Origin of the sequence: Pectobacterium sp. CFBP8739, from assembly GCF_013449375.1 — a bacterium.
In the GTDB taxonomy this organism is placed as follows: Bacteria; Pseudomonadota; Gammaproteobacteria; order Enterobacterales; family Enterobacteriaceae; genus Pectobacterium.
In genome coordinates this window covers 59287-78609 of record NZ_JACDRR010000029.1, presented here as the reverse complement: position 1 = coordinate 78609, position 19323 = coordinate 59287, and the positions used below count along the sequence as shown (strand labels likewise).

Genomic DNA, 19323 nt, shown 5'->3' with positions numbered 1-19323 from the left:
CATCATCGCCCAATTCGTAATTTTTGGAGTAATAGAGCATGCCTAAGTACCGTTCAGCCACCACCACGCACGGCCGTAATATGGCTGGCGCCCGAGCCTTGTGGCGCGCCACTGGGATGACCGACAATGATTTTGGTAAACCCATTATCGCGGTGGTCAACTCCTTCACCCAATTCGTGCCCGGTCATGTGCACTTGCGCGATTTAGGTAAACTGGTTGCCGAGCAAATCGAAGCATCTGGTGGTGTCGCGAAAGAATTCAACACGATCGCAGTGGACGACGGCATCGCCATGGGTCACGGCGGTATGCTCTATTCTCTGCCTTCCCGTGAACTGATCGCCGACTCGGTGGAATACATGGTGAATGCCCACTGCGCGGATGCGATGGTGTGTATCTCCAACTGTGACAAAATCACCCCAGGGATGCTAATGGCGTCGTTGCGTCTGAACATTCCAGTGATTTTCGTGTCTGGCGGCCCGATGGAAGCGGGGAAAACCAAACTCTCCGATCAGATCATCAAGCTGGATCTGGTGGATGCGATGATTCAGGGGGCAGACCCGAAAGTCTCTGATGAACAAAGCGAACAGGTGGAACGTTCTGCCTGTCCGACCTGTGGTTCCTGTTCCGGTATGTTTACCGCTAACTCCATGAACTGCCTGACCGAAGCGCTGGGTCTGTCTCAGCCGGGCAACGGTTCGCTGTTGGCGACGCACGCCGACCGTAAGCAACTGTTCCTGAACGCAGGTAAACGCATTGTCGGTCTGGCGAAGCGTTACTACGAGCAGGATGATGAGAGCGTGCTGCCGCGCAACATCGCCAATAAAGCCGCATTTGAAAACGCCATGATTCTGGATATCGCGATGGGCGGTTCCACCAATACCGTCCTGCATCTGTTAGCTGCGGCGCAGGAAGGTGAAGTGGACTTCACCATGACCGACATTGACAGACTGTCACGTCAGGTTCCGCACCTGTGTAAGGTGGCGCCGAGTACCCAGAAATACCACATGGAAGACGTACACCGTGCGGGCGGCGTGATCGGTATTTTGGGCGAGCTGGACAGAGCAGGTTTGCTGAACCGTGAAGTGAACAACGTGCTGGGCAAAACACTGCCGGAAACGCTGGAAGCCTACGATGTGATGCTGACGCAGGATGATAGTGTAAAAAGCATGTATTCCGCCGGCCCGGCGGGTATCCGTACGACCAAAGCGTTTTCTCAGGATTGTCGCTGGGATTCACTGGATACCGATCGTCAGGAAGGCTGTATTCGTTCCCGTGAATTTGCCTACAGTCAGGATGGCGGGTTGGCTGTGCTGTACGGCAATCTGGCAGAGAATGGCTGTATCGTGAAAACCGCAGGCGTGGATGAAGGGAGTTTGGTCTTCCGCGGTCCGGCAAAAGTTTATGAAAGTCAAGATGATGCGGTAGACGCCATTCTGGGCGGTAAAGTCGTGGCGGGTGACGTTGTTGTGATTCGCTACGAAGGGCCGAAAGGCGGGCCGGGTATGCAGGAAATGCTGTATCCGACCACCTACCTGAAATCGATGGGATTAGGTAAAAGCTGCGCGCTGATTACCGATGGCCGCTTCTCTGGCGGTACATCAGGTCTGTCTATCGGCCATGCGTCTCCTGAAGCGGCCAGCGGCGGCACCATTGCTTTGGTACAGGACGGCGACACTATCGCGATTGATATTCCGAACCGCAGCATTGCGCTGGTTCTGGATGATGCTGAGTTGGCAAGCCGCCGCGCAGCGGAAGAGGCGAGAGGCGAACAGGCTTGGACGCCACATAATCGTGAGCGTCAGGTGTCTTTTGCGCTGCGTGCGTATGCTAGCCTGGCAACCAGCGCGGATAAAGGCGCTGTGCGGGATAAAAGCAAGCTGGGAGGCTAATGCTGATGGCTGTGTCACAACCTCTTCCTGCCGCGCCGGGAGGCGCGGAGTACCTGCGGGCGATCTTGCGCTCGCCAGTGTATGAAGTCACGCAGGTCACACCGTTGGAGAAGATGGAAAAGATCTCTTCGCGGCTGGGTAATGTCATTTTGGTAAAACGTGAAGACCGACACGCGGTGCACAGCTTCAAGCTGCGCGGTGCGTACGCGATGATGGCGGGGCTGAGTGATGAGCAGAAGTCACACGGCGTGGTAACGGCGTCTGCCGGTAACCATGCGCAAGGTGTTGCGCTCTCTTCCAGCAAACTGGGGATTAAATCGCTGATTGTGATGCCCGTGGCGACGGCCGATATCAAGGTGGATGCCGTGCGTGGTTTTGGCGGCGAAGTGCTGCTATACGGCGCTAACTTTGATGAAGCTAAGGCGAAGGCCATTGAGCTGTCACAGCAGCAGAAAATGACGTTTCTGCCGCCGTTCGATCACCCAGCAGTGATTGCGGGTCAAGGCACGCTGGCGCTGGAGTTGCTACAGCAGGATGCCCATCTTGACCGCGTGTTTGTTCCTGTCGGTGGCGGCGGTTTGGCGGCAGGTGTTGCGGTGCTGATCAAACAACTGATGCCGCAGGTTCAGGTGATCGGCGTGGAAGCGGAGGATTCCGCCTGTCTGCGCGCGGCGCTGGATGCCGGGCAACCGGTCGACCTGCCGCGTGTCGGGCTGTTTGCTGAAGGCGTGGCGGTGAAGCGCATTGGCGATGAAACGTTCCGCCTGTGTCGGGAATATCTGGATGACGTGATTACCGTCGACAGCGACGCCATCTGTGCGGCCGTGAAAGATCTGTTTGAGGATGTCCGTGCGATTGCTGAACCGTCCGGCGCGCTGGCGTTGGCGGGGATGAAGAAATACATCCAACAGCATCAAATTCAGGGTGAACGTCTGGCGCATATTCTGTCCGGTGCGAACGTCAACTTCCATGGCTTACGTTACGTTTCCGAACGCTGTGAGCTAGGTGAACAACGTGAAGCCTTGTTGGCGGTGACCATTCCCGAGAAACAAGGCAGCTTCCTGAAGTTTTGCCAACTGCTGGGCGGCCGTTCCGTTACCGAGTTCAACTATCGCTACGCCGATGCTAAAGACGCCTGCATTTTTGTCGGTGTACGTCTGACGCGTGGCTATGCGGAAAGGCAGGAGATTATCGCCGAGCTGTCTGCGGACGGCTATGAAGTGGTGGACTTATCCGATGATGAAATGGCGAAGCTGCACGTTCGCTATATGGTCGGCGGACGCCCTTCCAAACCGCTCCAGGAACGGCTTTATAGCTTTGAGTTCCCAGAGTCTCCGGGGGCGTTACTGAAATTTTTGCAGACGCTGGGCACGCACTGGAATATATCGCTGTTCCATTACCGCAGTCACGGCACGGATTTTGGCCGCGTGTTGGCCGCGTTCGAACTGGATGCAGGCGATCGGGAATTCGAGCAGCACCTACAGGCGCTAGGCTATGAATGCCATGACGAAACCAATAACCCCGCGTTCCGCTTCTTTTTAGCGGGTTAAGTTAGCGGTTAAATGTAGAGTGTTCCCCTAACGCCGCCGATGGTGTTTCACCGTCGGCGGCGTTATCTTTATGTCATCTGACAGCAACAGGGATGGCATTTCTTTATGGCAACGCAATTCACGGGTTTTTCTCAAACGGGTTTAACGTTTCTTCAGCAGGTGCGTCAGTACAACGATAAAGCGTGGTTTGACGAGCACCGTGCGGTTTACGATGAGCAACTGGTTGCGCCGTTCCGCATGCTGGTGGATGAGCTTAGTCTGACCATGTTGCAGATTGACGACCATTTTGAAACGCGCCCGGCCATCGGCAAGACCCTCTCCCGTATTCACCGCGATACGCGTTTTTCTCACGATAAATCACGCTATCGCAGCCATATGTGGCTCACGTTCAAACGCACACGCAAAGACTGGACGGATGCACCGGTGTATTTCTTTGAAATCACGCCGGATACCTGGCGTTATGGGCTGGGCTATTACAGCGCGACGCGTAATACGATGGACCTGTTCCGCCAGACGCTGCGCGGTAATCCGTCGCAGTTTCTTGACGTGGCAAGCTGTCTGGGAGACACCTTCACTCTGGAAGGGGATAGCTACAAACGCCCGCTAATTAAAGATCAGGAGCCGGAACTGGCGAACTGGTATAACCGTAAATCGTTTGCCGCGATATCTACCCGACAGGATATGGACGCGCTGTTTTCTGGCGATCTGGTGACGGTGTTAGCTCGCGGATTTACCCAGCTTGAGCCGCTCTATCATTACCTGATGAACGTCGAAACCATGAAGAAAGCCGCGCAGGAGACAGAGTCCAATACGCGGGCTTTTTCGGCGGATAAGTGGTTTGATCGTTAAGGGATAAGCGTTACGGCGTTTTCTGCTCCAGTGGCGTTTTATCGCGCTCCAGCAGCGTGTTAAACAGGTAACCTTCTTCCCGATTGCTGCCGAAGGTGGCGATTTGCAGATGATCATCGTCAATGCAGGTGAGCAGTATTTTCACCTGCTGACCGAAGCTGCTTTCACCTTTGCCAATGGCTTGTACATCGCTCATCTGACGTGCCGTGAAGCCGGAATCATCCAGCTTGTTGCCGTAGCGAAATACAATGGACGCGTCGCCGTCAATCTTGCCGCGCTGGTTGGTCATCGTCAGGCTGATGGCGTGGTAGGGCGCTTTCTGGTCATACATTTCCCGAAAATAATCCCCCAGATCGCGATATTCCTCGGCGGAAAGCCCTGACATCACGTACTCATAGCTGAATGAACCGTGGAAGCAGGATGTGCTTTTCACGGGCGTAATCGGGGACGGCAATGCGTGCTGTGCGATGTCATTCAGATAGCGCAGACGATTGAGCTGTTGCTGATAACGCTGGCGCAGGCAGTCTTCGTCTTTGCACTGGTCACGCGTGGTCAGCCAACTGCGTTGAAACTGGTTGAGCGTTTTTCCCCACGTCACGCTGTTGTCATAGGCTGTCAGAAACGCGCGGGAGGTCTTCCAGGCCTGTGCGAGTTCTTCATCCAACTGTTCAAGCAGCGGGCTGGCGCAAATCAGTTTTTCCTGCGTTGAGGCGGCTTTATCGCAGGGGAAACTGGCGGCTTGGGCGCGATGGCTGAGGAATATCAGTGTTACCCCGACGGCGATAAGGGTGGTGAAAGCTATCTTCATGGTATGTCCTGTAATATGTCCCAAAAGGCGGCAATCAGCGGTTCGCTAAGCCGTTTTTTCTGTACGCAAACACCCAGTTCAAGCGGTTCCATCACCTGCTCGACGAGGACGGAGACGCGGTTGCGTACCGGCTCTGGGCTGTTTTCCAGTACCACGTTGGGAATCAGCGCGATACCGCAGCCTAGCGCCACCATCGATACCATCGCTTCATGCCCAGAAATGGTAGCGTAAATCTGCGGATTGGCGATGTGATTGCGGCGGAACCATTGATCGATGCGTTTACGCACTGGGCCGTGTTCCGGCAGGATGAAGGGAATCTGCGACCAGTCTGGGTTCGCATGACGTACCAGCGATTGCACAGGACAAGGGAGCGCTGGGATGATCAAGGCCAGAGGCAGTTTATCGAGCGGTATGAAATCAACGCTGACAGGCAGGGCCTCCGGGCGTCCTGCAATCCCCAAATCCCCATCATTCGACTGAATTTTTTCCACGGCATCGGCAGCGTCGCCGGTCGTCAGTTTAATTTCCACCAGCGGGTGCAGCGCGCGGAAGCGATCCAAAATCGGCGGCAGGTGGCTGTAGGCGGCGGTAACGGAACAGAAAATCCGCAGTTCTCCGCTTAATGACGGCCCGTGCTGGTCTATCGTGTGGCGTAGCTGCTGGTATTGCAGCAGCGTTTGCTGAGCGAACAGCTTCAGGTGCTCTCCGGCATCGGTGAGCTGCACGGTGCGGTTATCGCGCAGAAACAGCGTCTGCCCTAAATCCTCTTCCATCCGCTGTATTTGCCGTGACAGTGTGGATGGGCTGATGTGCATCGCCTTGGCGGTACGACCAAAGTGTCGGCTTTCCGCCAGATGCAGGAATAATTTGAGATCACGTAAATCCATGCGACGCAGGCCCCGTTTTTTATCTTGCAGCCGTTTTATATCTTGCAACGGCTTTTTATCTTGCAGATAGTGCAATGTGACGTTGCTAATATATCAATTTCAGCAACGCAATTCCTGTCATATGATGGGGGCATAGTGAATTCCCATTTGGCGGGAATCCTTTCTCGAATAATAGACAAACAAAACCGTATACGGAGCACGACATGGCTAACTACTTCAACACATTAAACCTGCGTCAGCAGCTGGATCAATTGGGCAAGTGCCGCTTTATGGGGCGTGATGAATTTGCCGATGAGGCGAGCTACCTGAAAGGGAAAAAAGTGGTGATCGTCGGCTGTGGCGCTCAGGGCCTGAACCAGGGTCTGAACATGCGTGATTCCGGTCTGGATATCGCTTATGCTCTGCGTGCTGAAGCCATTGCTGAAAAACGTGCGTCATGGCGTAAAGCGACCGAAAACGGCTTCACCGTTGGTACTTACGAAGATCTGATCCCACAGGCTGATCTGGTGGTTAACCTGACGCCAGACAAACAGCACTCCGCTGTGGTTCAGGCGGTACAGCCTCTGATGAAGCAAGGCGCGGCGCTGGGTTACTCTCACGGTTTCAACATCGTTGAAGTGGGTGAGCAAATCCGTAAAGACATCACCGTTGTGATGGTGGCGCCGAAGTGCCCGGGTACGGAAGTTCGTGAAGAATACAAACGTGGTTTCGGCGTACCAACGCTGATCGCGGTTCACCCGGAAAACGATCCGAAAGGCGAAGGCATGGCCATTGCTAAAGCCTGGGCTGCGGCAACCGGTGGCCACCGTGCTGGCGTGCTGCAATCCTCTTTCGTTGCGGAAGTGAAATCTGACCTGATGGGTGAGCAGACTATTCTGTGCGGTATGTTGCAGGCGGGTTCTCTGCTGAGCTTCGACAAACTGGTTGCGGAAGGCACCGATCCGGCTTACGCAGAAAAACTGATTCAGTTCGGCTGGGAGACCATCACCGAAGCGCTGAAGCAAGGCGGAATTACGCTGATGATGGATCGCCTGTCTAACCCAGCGAAACTTCGTGCTTACGCGCTGTCTGAGCAGTTGAAAGGCATCATGGCGCCACTGTTCCAGAAACATATGGATGACATCATCTCCGGCGAATTCTCCAGCGGCATGATGGCCGACTGGGCGAACGATGACGTGAAACTGCTGACCTGGCGTGAAGAGACCGGTAAAACGGCATTCGAAAACGCACCGCAGTTCGACGGTAAAATCGCCGAGCAGGAATACTTTGATAACGGCGTGCTGATGGTTGCGATGGTGAAAGCGGGCGTTGAGCTGGCGTTTGAAACCATGGTGAGCTCCGGCATCATCGAAGAATCCGCTTACTACGAATCCCTGCATGAGCTGCCGCTGATCGCCAACACCATTGCGCGTAAGCGTCTGTATGAAATGAATGTGGTTATCTCTGATACCGCAGAATATGGCAACTACCTGTTTGCGAATGCCGCTGTTCCATTGCTGAAAGGGGATTTCATGGATTCCTTGCAGCCAGGCGATCTGGGCAAAGCCGTCGCGGGTACTGAAGTGGACAACGCGCAACTGCGTGATGTTAACGAAGCTATCCGTAACCACCCAATCGAAACGGTAGGCCGCACGCTGCGTGGCTACATGACGGATATGAAGCGTATCGCCGTTGCGGGCTAATGCCCTTGTGAAGGTGAGCTAATGTTCATGCCGCACATACAAAATATGTGCGGCATATTTTTTACCTTCTTCTGATACCTGCCATACTCACGATGCGTCGAAGCGTGGCTGGCGAGAAGCACGAGCCAGTTCCGTGGTTAACTCCGTTTTGGTCATCCGCACACAGTAAGACGGCATACCTCTTTCAAAACGCCACCCCTCAGACAGGGCACCAGCGTCTACCACATCAAATCCAAACGCATCATAAAGCTCAGCCACAAGCATTTTTCCTTGAATGTCATCACCTGCAAGCGGTAGCGCGCGTCGGTCGGAGTGACCCGCGGGTAAACCGTTGCTTTCCAGATGTGTCATGGTGATCGCGTTAAAGGCTTTGATGATTTTTACACCGGGTAATGTGTCGGCCAGAAGCTCACTGGTCGTTGTCTGCTGTGTATCAAGAACCGCCACGTTCCCGTCCCGCTCCGGGTAATAGTTGACGGCATCAATGGCTAGTTTGCCTTTTAACGCCTGAGTAGGAAGGTTATCGATAGCGTAGAGTGGAACCGCGATGACGACAATATCGCCAAACGCGGCGGCTTGTGTTGGCGTTCCAATATCGCAACCGATCATAGGCCGTAGGCTAAAAAGTGTTTGAGGAGCGCGTGAATTGCTAAGCATGACTTGATGTCCGGTTTGGATCGCCAATTTAGCGATTGCCCGCCCGACAAAGCCTGCCCCAATGATGCCAATTTTCATCTTTTTCACCTTTATGGTTGTGAGAAGAAAAGGCTAATCCTCTATTTATTGAAGATAAAGTGTGCTATCAGAGAGGAATAAACAACAAAAATGAGGGAATCATGGATCGGTTTACCAGCATGAACATTTTTGTCAAAACGGTGGAGCTGGGATCTTTTGCTGCTGCCGCTGATGCTCTTACCCTCTCGCCACAGATGGTCGCAAAGTACGTGGCGTGGCTTGAGACTCGACTGGGCTCCCGGTTGCTAAACCGTACGACCCGCCGTCAGAGCCTGACCGATATCGGCCAACGTTATTATGAACGTTGCAAAGTGGTTCTTGCTGAATTGCAGGCCGCCGATGATATTGCGCGGGAAATGCAGACGACGCCTTCGGGGATTATTCACGTTAACGCGCCTGTTACTTGGGGATCGCATCTGCTTGCACCGTTTATCACTCGTTATCTCGAATGCTATCCAGAGACGCAAATTGCGTTAACGTTAAACGATCGTCTGGTTGACCCCATTGAGGAAGGGTTTGAAGTGATTATCCGTATCGGAGCGTTGGCCGATAGTACCATGGTCGCCTGGCCGCTTCAGCCTTACTCACTTATTGCCTGCGCATCGCCAGATTACGTCGCACGTTCGGGCATGCCTGATACACCATCAAGCCTCGTAAACCATACTTGCCTGATCTATGGGGTGAAATCTGTCCTGACGCCTTGCCAATGGGTGTTCCAAAAGGAGGGGAAAACAGAAGAAGTCAGGCCGAAAGGGAGATTGTACGCCAATGACTGGAATGCGTTGCTGCATGCCGCCATCGAAGGGTATGGCGTGACACTTGGGCCAGAAGCGGTGTTGCGCAAGGAAATCCAAAAGGGGCGTTTGGTTCAGGTACTGCCTGATTACAACGGGCCTGTACGTCCTGTACACGTCATGGTGCCCTCTGCCAGACGGTCAACGGTTAAAGTGAAAACGTTTGTTGATGCCATCAGAACGAATTTCGGATAGCGATTCATCGTGATAAAGGCGATGGCTCGCTCACTGCCGCAAAGTATGACGTAAAAAGGCCACCATATAAGATGAATGCGGGTCATTTAAGCCTGTTATTAGGGGAAACACAGGGGGAGGTTCCCGTAGGTAGGCCTAACCCCTGTGGTCGCCCCGTGTATCTCGATGCTTAAACGATCGGTATTAACCGTATAGGATGACCAGCTATCATACTCGTATGTGTTTTGGACTATTGCACCGAGCGATACTTCGCTTCCGCCTGATTGAAGCGGTCGGTTATCGCTTTTGAAGGCGCTTTACCCAGCAGGCTGACGATAAAAATGGTCAGGCTGTTGAAGAGGAAACCAGGGATGATTTCATACAGGCCTAGCCAAGCGTAGTGTTCCCAGATCAGCACGGTTGCTGCGCCCACAATCATTCCAAATAGGGCGCCGTTACCCGTCATACGTGGCCACAGTAGAGAAATTAGAATCACGGGGCCGAATGCGGCACCGAACCCAGCCCAAGCATAGCTCACCAGACCCAGTACGCGGTTTTCAGGATTAAGCGCCAGCACGATGGCAATCATTGCCACTAACATCACCATGGCGCGGCCAACCCACACCAGCTCTTTCTGGCTGGCATTTTTACGCAGGAAGGGCTTGTATAAATCTTCGGTGATGGCGCTGGAGCACACCAGCAGCTGGCAGCTTAGCGTACTCATCACGGCGGCCAGAATCGCAGACAGCAGCACCCCAGCAATCCACGGATTAAACAGCAGCATGGACAACTCGATAAAGACGCGTTCGCTGTTTTGCGCCACGTTACCTGCCTGATCTGGGTTGTTGTGGAAGTAAGCAATGCCGAAGAAGCCTACTGTCACGGCACCGGCCAGACAAAGAATCATCCAGGTCATACTGATGCGGCGTGCGCGGTGGATCGTGTGGTGTGAATCGGCGGCCATAAAACGTGCCAGAATATGCGGTTGACCGAAATAGCCCAGACCCCAGCCCATCAGCGAGAGAATTGCGACAACATTCAGCCCTCTGAACATATCCAGATTGGCCGGATTTTTCGCTTCAATCACCATCAGTGAGCTATCAATTCCTCCAAGAGACAGGATGACGATTACCGGGGTCAGGATCAGGGCGAAAATCATCAGCGTAGCCTGCACCGTATCCGTCCAGCTCACGGCCAGAAAACCGCCGATGAAGGTATAGGCAATGGTGGCCGCTGCTCCGGCCCACAACGCGGTGCCGTAACTCATACCGAAGGTACTTTCAAACAGGCGCGCTCCAGCGACTACGCCGGATGCACAATAGATCGTGAAGAAAATCAGAATCACTAACGCGGAAATGACACGCAGTAATTTGCTGTTATCTTCAAAGCGGTGGGTGAAATAGTCAGGCAGGGTGAGCGCGTTGTGGTTGACCTCAGTGTGTACGCGCAGGCGTCCGGCAACCCATTTCCAGTTCAGATACGCGCCTAGCGTCAGGCCGATCGCGATCCAGCTTTTAGAAATTCCAGCAATGAAAATAGCGCCCGGTAACCCCATGAGCAGCCAGCCGCTCATATCGGAAGCGCCAGCCGACAGTGCGGTCACCACGCTTCCCATCCGGCGTCCACCCAGAATGTAATCGCCAAAGTTATTCGTCGCACGATAGGCAAACAGGCCGATGAGAACCATCCCGAAAATATACAACAGAAACGTCACCAGCATAGGTGTGCTTATTGTCATTCAACTCTCCACATTTTTTTTCGTGCCGCTGTTACGGCGACGCTGTGTTTTATTGTCATCACTCAGACCGGAACGAGGCCTGAAGGTGATAAGGGGCTGCAACCGTTCTCTTTGTTAACAAGGTTGCACAAAGTTGCAACATGGTCGATATTGACGTTTTCCCGATGTGCATCTTCTAATGATAGGAGTGGACGCTATGGGCTTTATCACGATGGGTGTAAAACTCGATGAGGAAACGCGCGAACGCATCAAGGCTGCGGCAAAGCGTATTGATCGCACACCTCACTGGCTGATCAAACAGGCTATTTTCCATTACCTCGAACGCCTCGAAAGTGGCCTCGACACTCCTGAAACACCGCAATGGGCGAACGTCAGCCACATTGAAGCGGAAGAGATTATGCCGCAATCTCGGGAAGAAGAAACCTATCAACCTTTTCTTGATTTCGCCGAGCATGTTCTTCCCCAGTCCGTTATCCGCGCTGCCATTACTTCTGTTTACCGCCGTCCCGAAAGTGAACTGGTTCCTATTTTGCTCGAACAAGCAAGACTTACCGATGAAATGTCGCAGTTAACGCAGAAATTGGCTTATCAACTGGCAGAGAAATTACGCGGTCAGAAAGCCGGAAGCGGGCGTGCGGGCATTGTGCAAGGGCTGCTACAGGAATTCTCACTTTCTTCTCAGGAAGGGGTGGTGCTGATGTGCTTAGCCGAAGCACTGCTGCGTATTCCCGATAAATCTACGCGCGATGCGCTGATCCGTGACAAGATCAGTCAGGGAAATTGGCAGGCGCATCTTGGTCATAGCCCGTCGCTCTTTGTGAATGCTGCAACCTGGGGGCTGCTGTTTACTGGAAAGCTGGTGGCGACATACAACGAAGTGAACCTCTCGAAGTCGCTGAACCGCATCATCGGGAAAAGCGGTGAGCCGCTTGTCCGCAAAGGTGTTGATATGGCGATGCGGCTGATGGGAGAGCAGTTTGTGACTGGCGAGGCCATCGGTGAAGCGTTGGCGAATGCCCGTGAACGAGAGGAAAAAGGCTTCCGCTATTCTTACGATATGTTAGGTGAAGCAGCGCTGACGGAGCATGACGCTGCCGTGTATCTGGCGGCCTATCAGCAGGCGATTCATGCTATTGGCAAAGCCTCGAATGGGCGCGGGATTTACGAAGGGCCGGGCATCTCCATCAAGCTATCGGCGCTGCATCCTCGCTATAGCCGGGCGCAGTATGACCGTGTAATGGAAGAACTCTACCCGCGTTTGCTGACGCTGACGCTGCTGGCGCGTCAGTACGATATCGGGATCAATATTGATGCGGAGGAGGCGGATCGACTAGAGATCTCACTCGATCTGCTGGAAAAACTCTGCATGGAACCGCAACTGGCGGGCTGGAACGGCATTGGGTTTGTCATTCAGGCTTATCAGAAGCGCTGCCCGTATGTGATCGATGCGCTAATTGAGCTGGCACAGCGCAGCCAGCGGCGGCTGATGATTCGTCTGGTGAAAGGCGCGTACTGGGATAGCGAAATCAAGCGGGCACAAGTTGATGGGCTGGAAGGCTACCCTGTCTATACGCGTAAGGTCTATACCGATGTGTCGTATCTGGCGTGCGCCCGCAAGTTGCTGGCCGTACCGAATCTGATTTACCCGCAGTTCGCCACGCACAATGCGCAGACGCTCAGTGCGATCTACCACATGGCGGGCAACAATTACTATCCCGGTCAGTATGAGTTTCAGTGCCTGCACGGCATGGGGGAACCACTCTATGATCAGGTGGTGGGCGCAGTTGCTGATGGAAAACTGAACCGCCCGTGTCGTATTTATGCCCCAGTGGGAACCCATGAAACGCTGCTGGCTTATCTGGTGCGGCGTCTGCTGGAAAACGGCGCGAATACCTCTTTTGTTAACCGCATTGCGGATACATCCATGGCGCTGGAAACGTTGATTGCCGATCCGATTCGTGGCGTCGAGGAACTGGCAAAAGTGGAATGGATCATGGGGGCCCCGCATCCCCGCATTCCCCTGCCGCGTCAGCTATATGGTCAGGTGCGGCAAAATTCGAGCGGGCTGGATCTCTCGAATGAACACCGACTGGCTTCGCTGTCCAGCGCGCTGTTGAACCACGCGACACAACCGTGGTATGCCGCACCGATGATTGAGGGAGAAAGCGGCGCGGCCGAAGAAAAGCCCGTGATAAATCCCGCCGATATGCACGATGTGGTGGGCTATGTTATCGATGCCTCGGTGGCGGATGTTGAGCAGGCGGTAGACGCGGCGGTACATGCCGGTCCCATCTGGTTTGCGACGCCGCCCGCAGAACGGGCTGCGATATTGAATCAGGCCGCCTCGCTGATGGAAAGCCAGTTGCAAAGCCTGCTGGGGCTGCTGGTACGGGAAGCGGGGAAATCCTTCAATAACGCGATTGCGGAAGTGCGGGAAGCGGTGGATTTCTTGCGCTATTACGCGGGGCAGGTTCGGGATTCCTTCACCAATGATACCCATCGCCCGCTGGGGCCGGTGGTGTGCATCAGCCCGTGGAATTTCCCGTTGGCGATCTTCACCGGTCAAATTTCTGCTGCACTGGCAGCAGGAAACAGCGTGCTGGCGAAACCGGCTGAACAGACGCCGCTGATTGCGGCACAGGCGGTGCGTATTTTACATGAGGCGGGCATTCCTCTGGGCGTACTGCAACTGTTGCCTGGGCAGGGCGAAACGATTGGTGCAGCGTTGGTCAATGATGAGCGGGTACGCGGCGTGGTGTTTACCGGATCGACGGCCGTGGCTAAAACGCTACAACGCAGCATTGCTGGCAGGCTCGATCCACAGGGAAGGGTGACGCCGCTGATTGCTGAAACGGGCGGCCTGAATGCGATGATTGTCGATTCCTCTGCGCTGACGGAACAAGTGGTGAATGACGTGATCGCCTCTGCATTCGATAGCGCCGGACAACGTTGCTCCGCGCTGCGTCTTCTGTGTCTGCAAGAGGACATTGCGGATCGCACGTTGGCTATGCTGCGTGGCGCGATGGCGGAGTGTCGAATGGGGAACCCTGAACGCTTATCGACTGACATCGGCCCGCTGATTGACGCGGAAGCGAAAGAGAACGTAGAACGGCATATTCAGGCGATGCGGGCGAAAGGCCATACGGTATTTCAGGCTGCGCACCCGCAGGATGAGGAAACCTGGCGGCACGGGACGTTTGTGAAACCGACGCTGATCGAGCTGGGCAAGATAGACGAGTTGAAAAAAGAAGTTTTTGGTCCAGTTTTACACGTTGTTCGCTATCAAAGCCAGCAGTTGGATACCGTGATTGAGCAGATCAACACGGCGGGATACGGCCTGACGTTGGGCGTGCATACCCGCATTGATGAAACCATCCAGCGTGTGATGGGCAAGGCGAGGGTGGGCAACCACTATGTGAATCGCAATATGGTCGGTGCTGTTGTTGGGGTTCAGCCATTTGGTGGTGAAGGGTTATCAGGAACCGGGCCAAAGGCCGGCGGGCCGCTTTATCTGTATCGCTTGTTGGCACATCGGCCGGATGAGGCGCTCGCGAAAAGTTTCGCACATCGGGATCGTGAGCAGGCTCCCGATGTTTCTACCCGAGCGTCGCTGCTGGCAGGGTTACAGGCGCTGGAAGCGTGGGCGATTGCTGGCGAACGCCACGGGCTGGCGACGCTGTGCCAGCGTTATAGAGAATATAGTGTAAGCGGGATAACGCGACTGCTGCCGGGGCCGACAGGAGAAAGCAATACCTATACGCTGTTGCCGCGTGAACGGATTTTATGTCTGGCAGATACTGAGGAAGACCGCCTGATTCAGACGGCGGCGGTGCTGGCAACGGGCGGGCAACTGCTGTGGCCGGAAGGTGAGCAGGAGAAAACACTCTATGAGCATTTACCCGCCGAGGTACAGTCGCATATTCAGTTCACGCCTGACTGGCAGCGGCACGGCGTCTCTTTTCATGGCGTCATTTATCACGGCGATGCCGATCGGCTACGGCAGTTGAGTAAGACGCTTGCAGAGCGCGACGGCCCGATTGTCCTGCCGCTGGGTTATGCGCAGGGCGATACCCACGTTCAGCTTGAGCGCCTGCTGACCGAACGTTCCCTGAGTATTAATACCGCCGCCGCAGGCGGTAATGCCAGTCTGATGACGATAGGCTAAGAAAAAGCGCGCCAAATCATAAGTTTGGCGCACTTTTCTATTTGTACATCGCCGATGTAATGACTTAGTTGCGATACAACACCTTGATCACATGGTAACCAAACTGGGTTTTCACTGGACCAAACGGTTTCAGCAATTCGCAGGAAAACACGGCTTTATCGAACGCTGGCACCATGTCGCCTTTACGAAATTCACCTAAATCACCGCCGTTACGTTTTGACGGGCAGGTGGAGTGTTTTTGCGCCAGTTTCTGGAAGTCTGCGCCTTTTTCCAGTTGAGCAAGAATGTCGTTAGCCTGCTGTTCGGTGTCCACCAGGATGTGCAGAGCTGCTGCGGTATTTGCCATGTTGTTACCTTTTTTGCAAAAGAGATTCCTGCGCGCAATGTAACATTTGCAACGCAAGATGTGGACTTCGACGTGCTTTCCTTAATAACAAATCCCTGGTCAAGATCGATACGGCTTTCTGCTACAATCGCCTTCCGTTTTATGAGTGAGCAAGATCGTTATGCGCTTAAACCCCAGCCAACAACACGCCGTCGAATTCGTCACCGGACCTTGTCTGGTACTGGCGGGCGCAGGTTCAGGCAAGACCCGCGTGATCACCAACAAGATTGCGCACCTTATCCGCCAGTGTGGCTATCAGGCTCGGCATATTGCTGCCGTGACGTTTACCAACAAAGCGGCGCGGGAGATGAAGGAGCGCGTGGCGCAAACGCTGGGGCGCAAAGAAACGCGCGGATTGATGATTGCGACTTTCCATACGCTGGGGCTGGAAATCATCAAGCGTGAATACGCCGCATTGGGGATGAAATCCAACTTCTCCCTGTTCGACGATCAGGATCAGATGGCGCTGCTGAAAGAACTGACGGAGCAGTGGCTGGAAAATGATAAGGTTTTGCTGCAACAGTTGATCTCGACGATCTCAAACTGGAAAAACGATCTGATCGATCCTGCGGGGGCGGCAGCGACGGCGCGCTCTGAACGCGACAAGCTATTTGTGCACTGCTACTCGCTCTATCATGAGCATCTGCGTGCCTGTAACGTGCTGGATTTCGACGATCTGATTTTACTGCCCACGCTGCTGCTGAAACAAAATGCTGAGGTACGTGAACGTTGGCAGAACCGCTTGCGCTACCTGCTGGTGGATGAATATCAGGATACCAACACCAGCCAGTATGAGCTGGTTAAGCTGCTAGTCGGCACCCGCGCGCGTTTCACCGTCGTAGGCGATGACGATCAGTCTATTTACTCCTGGCGCGGGGCGCGTCCACAGAATCTGGTGTTGCTACAGCAGGATTTCCCCACGCTTGACGTGATCAAGCTGGAACAAAACTACCGCTCATCTGGGCGTATTCTGAAAGCGGCCAATATTCTCATTGCCAATAACCCGCACGTCTTTGAAAAACGGCTGTTCTCGGAGCTGGGTTACGGCGATGAACTCAAAGTGATTACCGCTAATAACGAAGATCACGAAGCGGAACGGGTCGTGGGTGAATTGATTGCCCATCACTTTATTAAAAAGACCCAATACGGCGACTATGCCATTTTGTATCGTGGTAACCATCAGTCACGTTTGTTTGAAAAGATGCTGATGCAGAACCGTATTCCGTATCGCATTTCCGGTGGCACGTCCTTTTTCTCCCGTCCTGAAATCAAAGACTTGCTGGCTTATCTGCGCGTGTTGACCAATCCGGATGATGACAGTGCGTTCTTACGTATCGTGAACACGCCCAAACGTGAGATTGGCCCGGCGACGATGAAGAAGTTGGGCGAGTGGGCGGGGCAGCGCAGTAAAGGCCTGTTCAGTGCGAGTTTTGATTTGGGGTTGAGCCAGTCGCTGACCGGACGTGGGCTGGAATCCCTGCAACGGTTTACCCAGTGGCTGGCGGAAATTGCCCGTTTGGCAGAGCGTGAACCGGTAGCCGCCGTGCGCGACCTGATTCATGGATTGGACTACGAAAGCTGGCTGTATGAAACCTCGCCCAGCCCAAAAGCCGCGGAAATGCGGATGAAGAACGTCAATCAGTTATTTAGCTGGATGACGGAGATGCTGGAAGGCTCCGAATTGGATGAGCCCATGACGTTGACGCAGGTGGTGACGCGCTTCACGTTGCGGGACATGATGGAACGTGGAGAAAGCGAAGAGGAACTGGATCAGGTACAACTGATGACGCTGCATGCGTCCAAAGGTCTGGAATTTCCGTACGTCTTTTTGGTCGGAATGGAAGAGGGACTACTGCCGCACCAAAGTAGCATTGATGAAGACAACGTTGACGAAGAACGCCGTTTAGCATACGTGGGGATTACGCGCGCACAGCGTGAACTCACCTTCACGCTGTGCAAAGAACGCCGCCAGTATGGTGAATTGGTTCGCCCTGAACCGAGTCGTTTCCTGCTGGAGTTGCCGCAGGATGATGTCGTGTGGGAAACGGAACGGAAAGTGGTCAGCGCACAAGAGCGTATGCAGAAAGGTCAGGCGAACGTTGCTAACATCCGAGCGATGCTGGCGAAAGCAAAGGGGGAATAAAGCGTTCTCCCCTATATGCTCGTTAAGCTGAAGCTTCTTCCAGCATCAGCGGCCAGTGTACATAACTCTGCCAGCGACTTTCCTGTTCCAGCATTTCTGCCCGTAATGGATGCTGGGCCAGCCAGCCCGCAGGCAGAATCAAACGCAGTGTTTCACCTTCTACGCGTAATCGTACGGCTGGCAGCGTGTCGTCGCGGCGGCGGCTGGCAAAAATAATCGCCAGACGCAACAAGCGACACAGGCGCTGTGCCTGATTGACTGGTAGTGCGTTCTGCTGACTCAGCGGCATTAAATCGACAGGGTTAATCTGGTTTTGCAGGAGTGTGGCTAACAGTTTCTTCTGCGCGGGCGTAAAGCCGGGGAGATCGCTATGGCGAATCAAATAGGCTGCATGCTGGGGCGACTGGCGGAAATCGATGCTCAAACCGATTTCGTGTACCAGACAGGCGCTGCGCAGTAACTCGCGACATCGGTTATCTAACTGCCAGTCACGGGCAACCTGTTGCAGAAAGTTGTCTGCCAGTGTGCTGACGCGCTTAGCCTGTTCGGTATCCAGCAGATAGCGGCGTTGCAGCGTCGCCAATGTGCGGTGACGAATGTCCTGATCGACGGGCAGATGCAACATGCCATAGACCAGCCCTTCACGCAGCGCTCCACCAGCCAGCGTCATCGTTTTGATGTCAAGCTCCTGGAAGATCGCCAGCAGGATGGCTAATCCGCTGGGAAAAACCAGCGCGCGTTCCAGCGTCAGGCCTTCAATTTCCAACTCTTCCAGCTTATCGCACTGAATCGCATGCTCTTTAAGCTGTCTGAGCTTCGGCAGGGTAATGTATTCATCCATTCCCTGCGCGACCATGATTTCCTGTAGCGCTTGTACTGTGCCGGAGGCGCCGACACAGATTTGCCAACCCTGCTCGCGCAGAGAGGCGGCAACGGGGCGCAGCATTTCACGCGCCGCTTGTTCCGCGCGTTCAAAATTACCCGCTTCCAGATTGCGGTCGCTGAAATAGCGATCCAGCCACGTGACGCATCCCATCGGGAGGCTGAACAACTGGGTCGTTTTGGCGCCAACCCCTGTCGCCAGCTCGGTGCTGCCACCGCCGATATCCACGACCAGACGCGCATCCGGGCCGCCCGTCGTATGTGCTACGCCTTGATAAATCAGGCGTGCTTCTTCTTCACCACTGATAACCTGAATCGGCAAGCCCAGAATTTCCTGTGCCCGTTGCAGAAACTCGTCAGCATTCGTTGCCAGCCGCAGGGTGGCGGTCGCGACGACGCGCACCTGATCCTGCGGGATGTCCTGCAACCGTTCGGAGAACAGTTGTAGACACAGCCAGCCGCGTTGCATCGCATCCTGCGAGAGCCGATTCTGTTTATCCAGCCCTGCCGCAAGGCGGACTTTACGCTTTATTTTCGCCAGCGTCTGAATGCTGCCTGCGGTTTCCCGGGTGACCAGCATATGAAAGCTGTTCGAGCCGAGATCGATGGCAGCGTAGAGTGAAGAAGAGCTCAGCATCGATG

At 54.4% G+C, this 19323-nt stretch carries 13 protein-coding genes; 7 read left to right on the top strand and 6 right to left on the bottom strand.

What is annotated here, in order from left to right; translation table 11 throughout:
- Window positions 1-38: 38 nt before the first annotated feature.
- The 3 genes from ilvD to H0247_RS18260 all read left to right on the top strand — a co-directional run bounded on the left by ilvD (window position 39) and on the right by H0247_RS18260 (window position 4288).
- The gene (gene ilvD / locus H0247_RS18270) at window positions 39-1889 is read left to right on the top strand and encodes a dihydroxy-acid dehydratase (RefSeq protein WP_180743825.1); all 1851 of its coding nucleotides are present in this window, start codon (window positions 39-41) and stop codon (window positions 1887-1889) included.
- A 5-nt stretch (window positions 1890-1894) separates the two neighbouring features.
- Window positions 1895-3439, top strand: a complete 1545-nt coding sequence (gene ilvA, locus H0247_RS18265) for a threonine ammonia-lyase, biosynthetic (RefSeq protein ID WP_180743824.1) — start codon at window positions 1895-1897, stop codon at window positions 3437-3439.
- A 105-nt stretch (window positions 3440-3544) separates the two neighbouring features.
- On the top strand, window positions 3545-4288 hold the full coding sequence (locus H0247_RS18260) for a DUF2461 domain-containing protein (RefSeq protein ID WP_180743823.1): 744 nt from the start codon (window positions 3545-3547) through the stop codon (window positions 4286-4288).
- A 10-nt stretch (window positions 4289-4298) separates the two neighbouring features.
- Here H0247_RS18260 and H0247_RS18255 read toward each other — a convergent pair whose 3' ends face one another.
- Window positions 4299-5096 carry a lysozyme inhibitor LprI family protein gene (locus H0247_RS18255; protein WP_180743822.1) on the bottom strand — a complete coding sequence of 266 codons (798 nt, stop codon included), beginning with the start codon at window positions 5094-5096 and terminating at the stop codon, window positions 4299-4301.
- Window positions 5093-5983, bottom strand: coding sequence for an HTH-type transcriptional activator IlvY (ilvY, locus tag H0247_RS18250; RefSeq protein WP_180743821.1), 891 nt, complete (start codon window positions 5981-5983; stop codon window positions 5093-5095). The genes H0247_RS18255 and ilvY overlap by 4 nt, the downstream gene beginning before the upstream one ends.
- 203 nt (window positions 5984-6186) lie before the next feature.
- Between ilvY and ilvC the strand changes: the two genes are divergently transcribed.
- Window positions 6187-7665, top strand: a complete 1479-nt coding sequence (gene ilvC, locus H0247_RS18245; RefSeq protein WP_180743820.1) for a ketol-acid reductoisomerase — start codon at window positions 6187-6189, stop codon at window positions 7663-7665.
- 87 nt (window positions 7666-7752) lie between these two features.
- Here ilvC and H0247_RS18240 read toward each other — a convergent pair whose 3' ends face one another.
- A complete protein-coding gene (locus tag H0247_RS18240; protein ID WP_180743819.1) occupies window positions 7753-8400 on the bottom strand; it encodes an NADPH-dependent F420 reductase in 648 nt (215 codons plus the stop codon).
- Window positions 8401-8501: 101 nt separating this feature from the next.
- Here H0247_RS18240 and H0247_RS18235 point away from each other — a divergent pair, with 101 nt between their 5' ends.
- Complete coding sequence (locus H0247_RS18235) at window positions 8502-9389, top strand: LysR family transcriptional regulator (protein WP_180743818.1); 888 nt, start codon at window positions 8502-8504, stop codon at window positions 9387-9389.
- Between the two features lie 229 nt (window positions 9390-9618).
- Here H0247_RS18235 and putP read toward each other — a convergent pair whose 3' ends face one another.
- A complete protein-coding gene (gene putP / locus H0247_RS18230) occupies window positions 9619-11106 on the bottom strand; it encodes a sodium/proline symporter PutP (RefSeq protein ID WP_180743817.1) in 1488 nt (495 codons plus the stop codon).
- A 196-nt stretch (window positions 11107-11302) separates the two neighbouring features.
- Between putP and putA the strand changes: the two genes are divergently transcribed.
- Complete coding sequence (gene putA / locus H0247_RS18225; protein ID WP_180743816.1) at window positions 11303-15271, top strand: trifunctional transcriptional regulator/proline dehydrogenase/L-glutamate gamma-semialdehyde dehydrogenase; 3969 nt, start codon at window positions 11303-11305, stop codon at window positions 15269-15271.
- A 64-nt stretch (window positions 15272-15335) separates the two neighbouring features.
- On the opposite strand, the gene ppiC is transcribed toward putA, so the two are convergent.
- The gene (ppiC, locus tag H0247_RS18220; protein ID WP_015842110.1) at window positions 15336-15617 is read right to left on the bottom strand and encodes a peptidylprolyl isomerase PpiC; all 282 of its coding nucleotides are present in this window, start codon (window positions 15615-15617) and stop codon (window positions 15336-15338) included.
- Window positions 15618-15777: 160 nt separating this feature from the next.
- On the opposite strand from ppiC, the gene rep reads away from it, so the two are divergent.
- On the top strand, window positions 15778-17799 hold the full coding sequence (gene rep / locus H0247_RS18215; protein ID WP_180743815.1) for a DNA helicase Rep: 2022 nt from the start codon (window positions 15778-15780) through the stop codon (window positions 17797-17799).
- A gap of 22 nt (window positions 17800-17821) precedes the next feature.
- Here rep and ppx read toward each other — a convergent pair whose 3' ends face one another.
- Window positions 17822-19318, bottom strand: a complete 1497-nt coding sequence (gene ppx, locus H0247_RS18210) for an exopolyphosphatase (protein ID WP_180743814.1) — start codon at window positions 19316-19318, stop codon at window positions 17822-17824.
- Window positions 19319-19323: the final 5 nt, after the last annotated feature.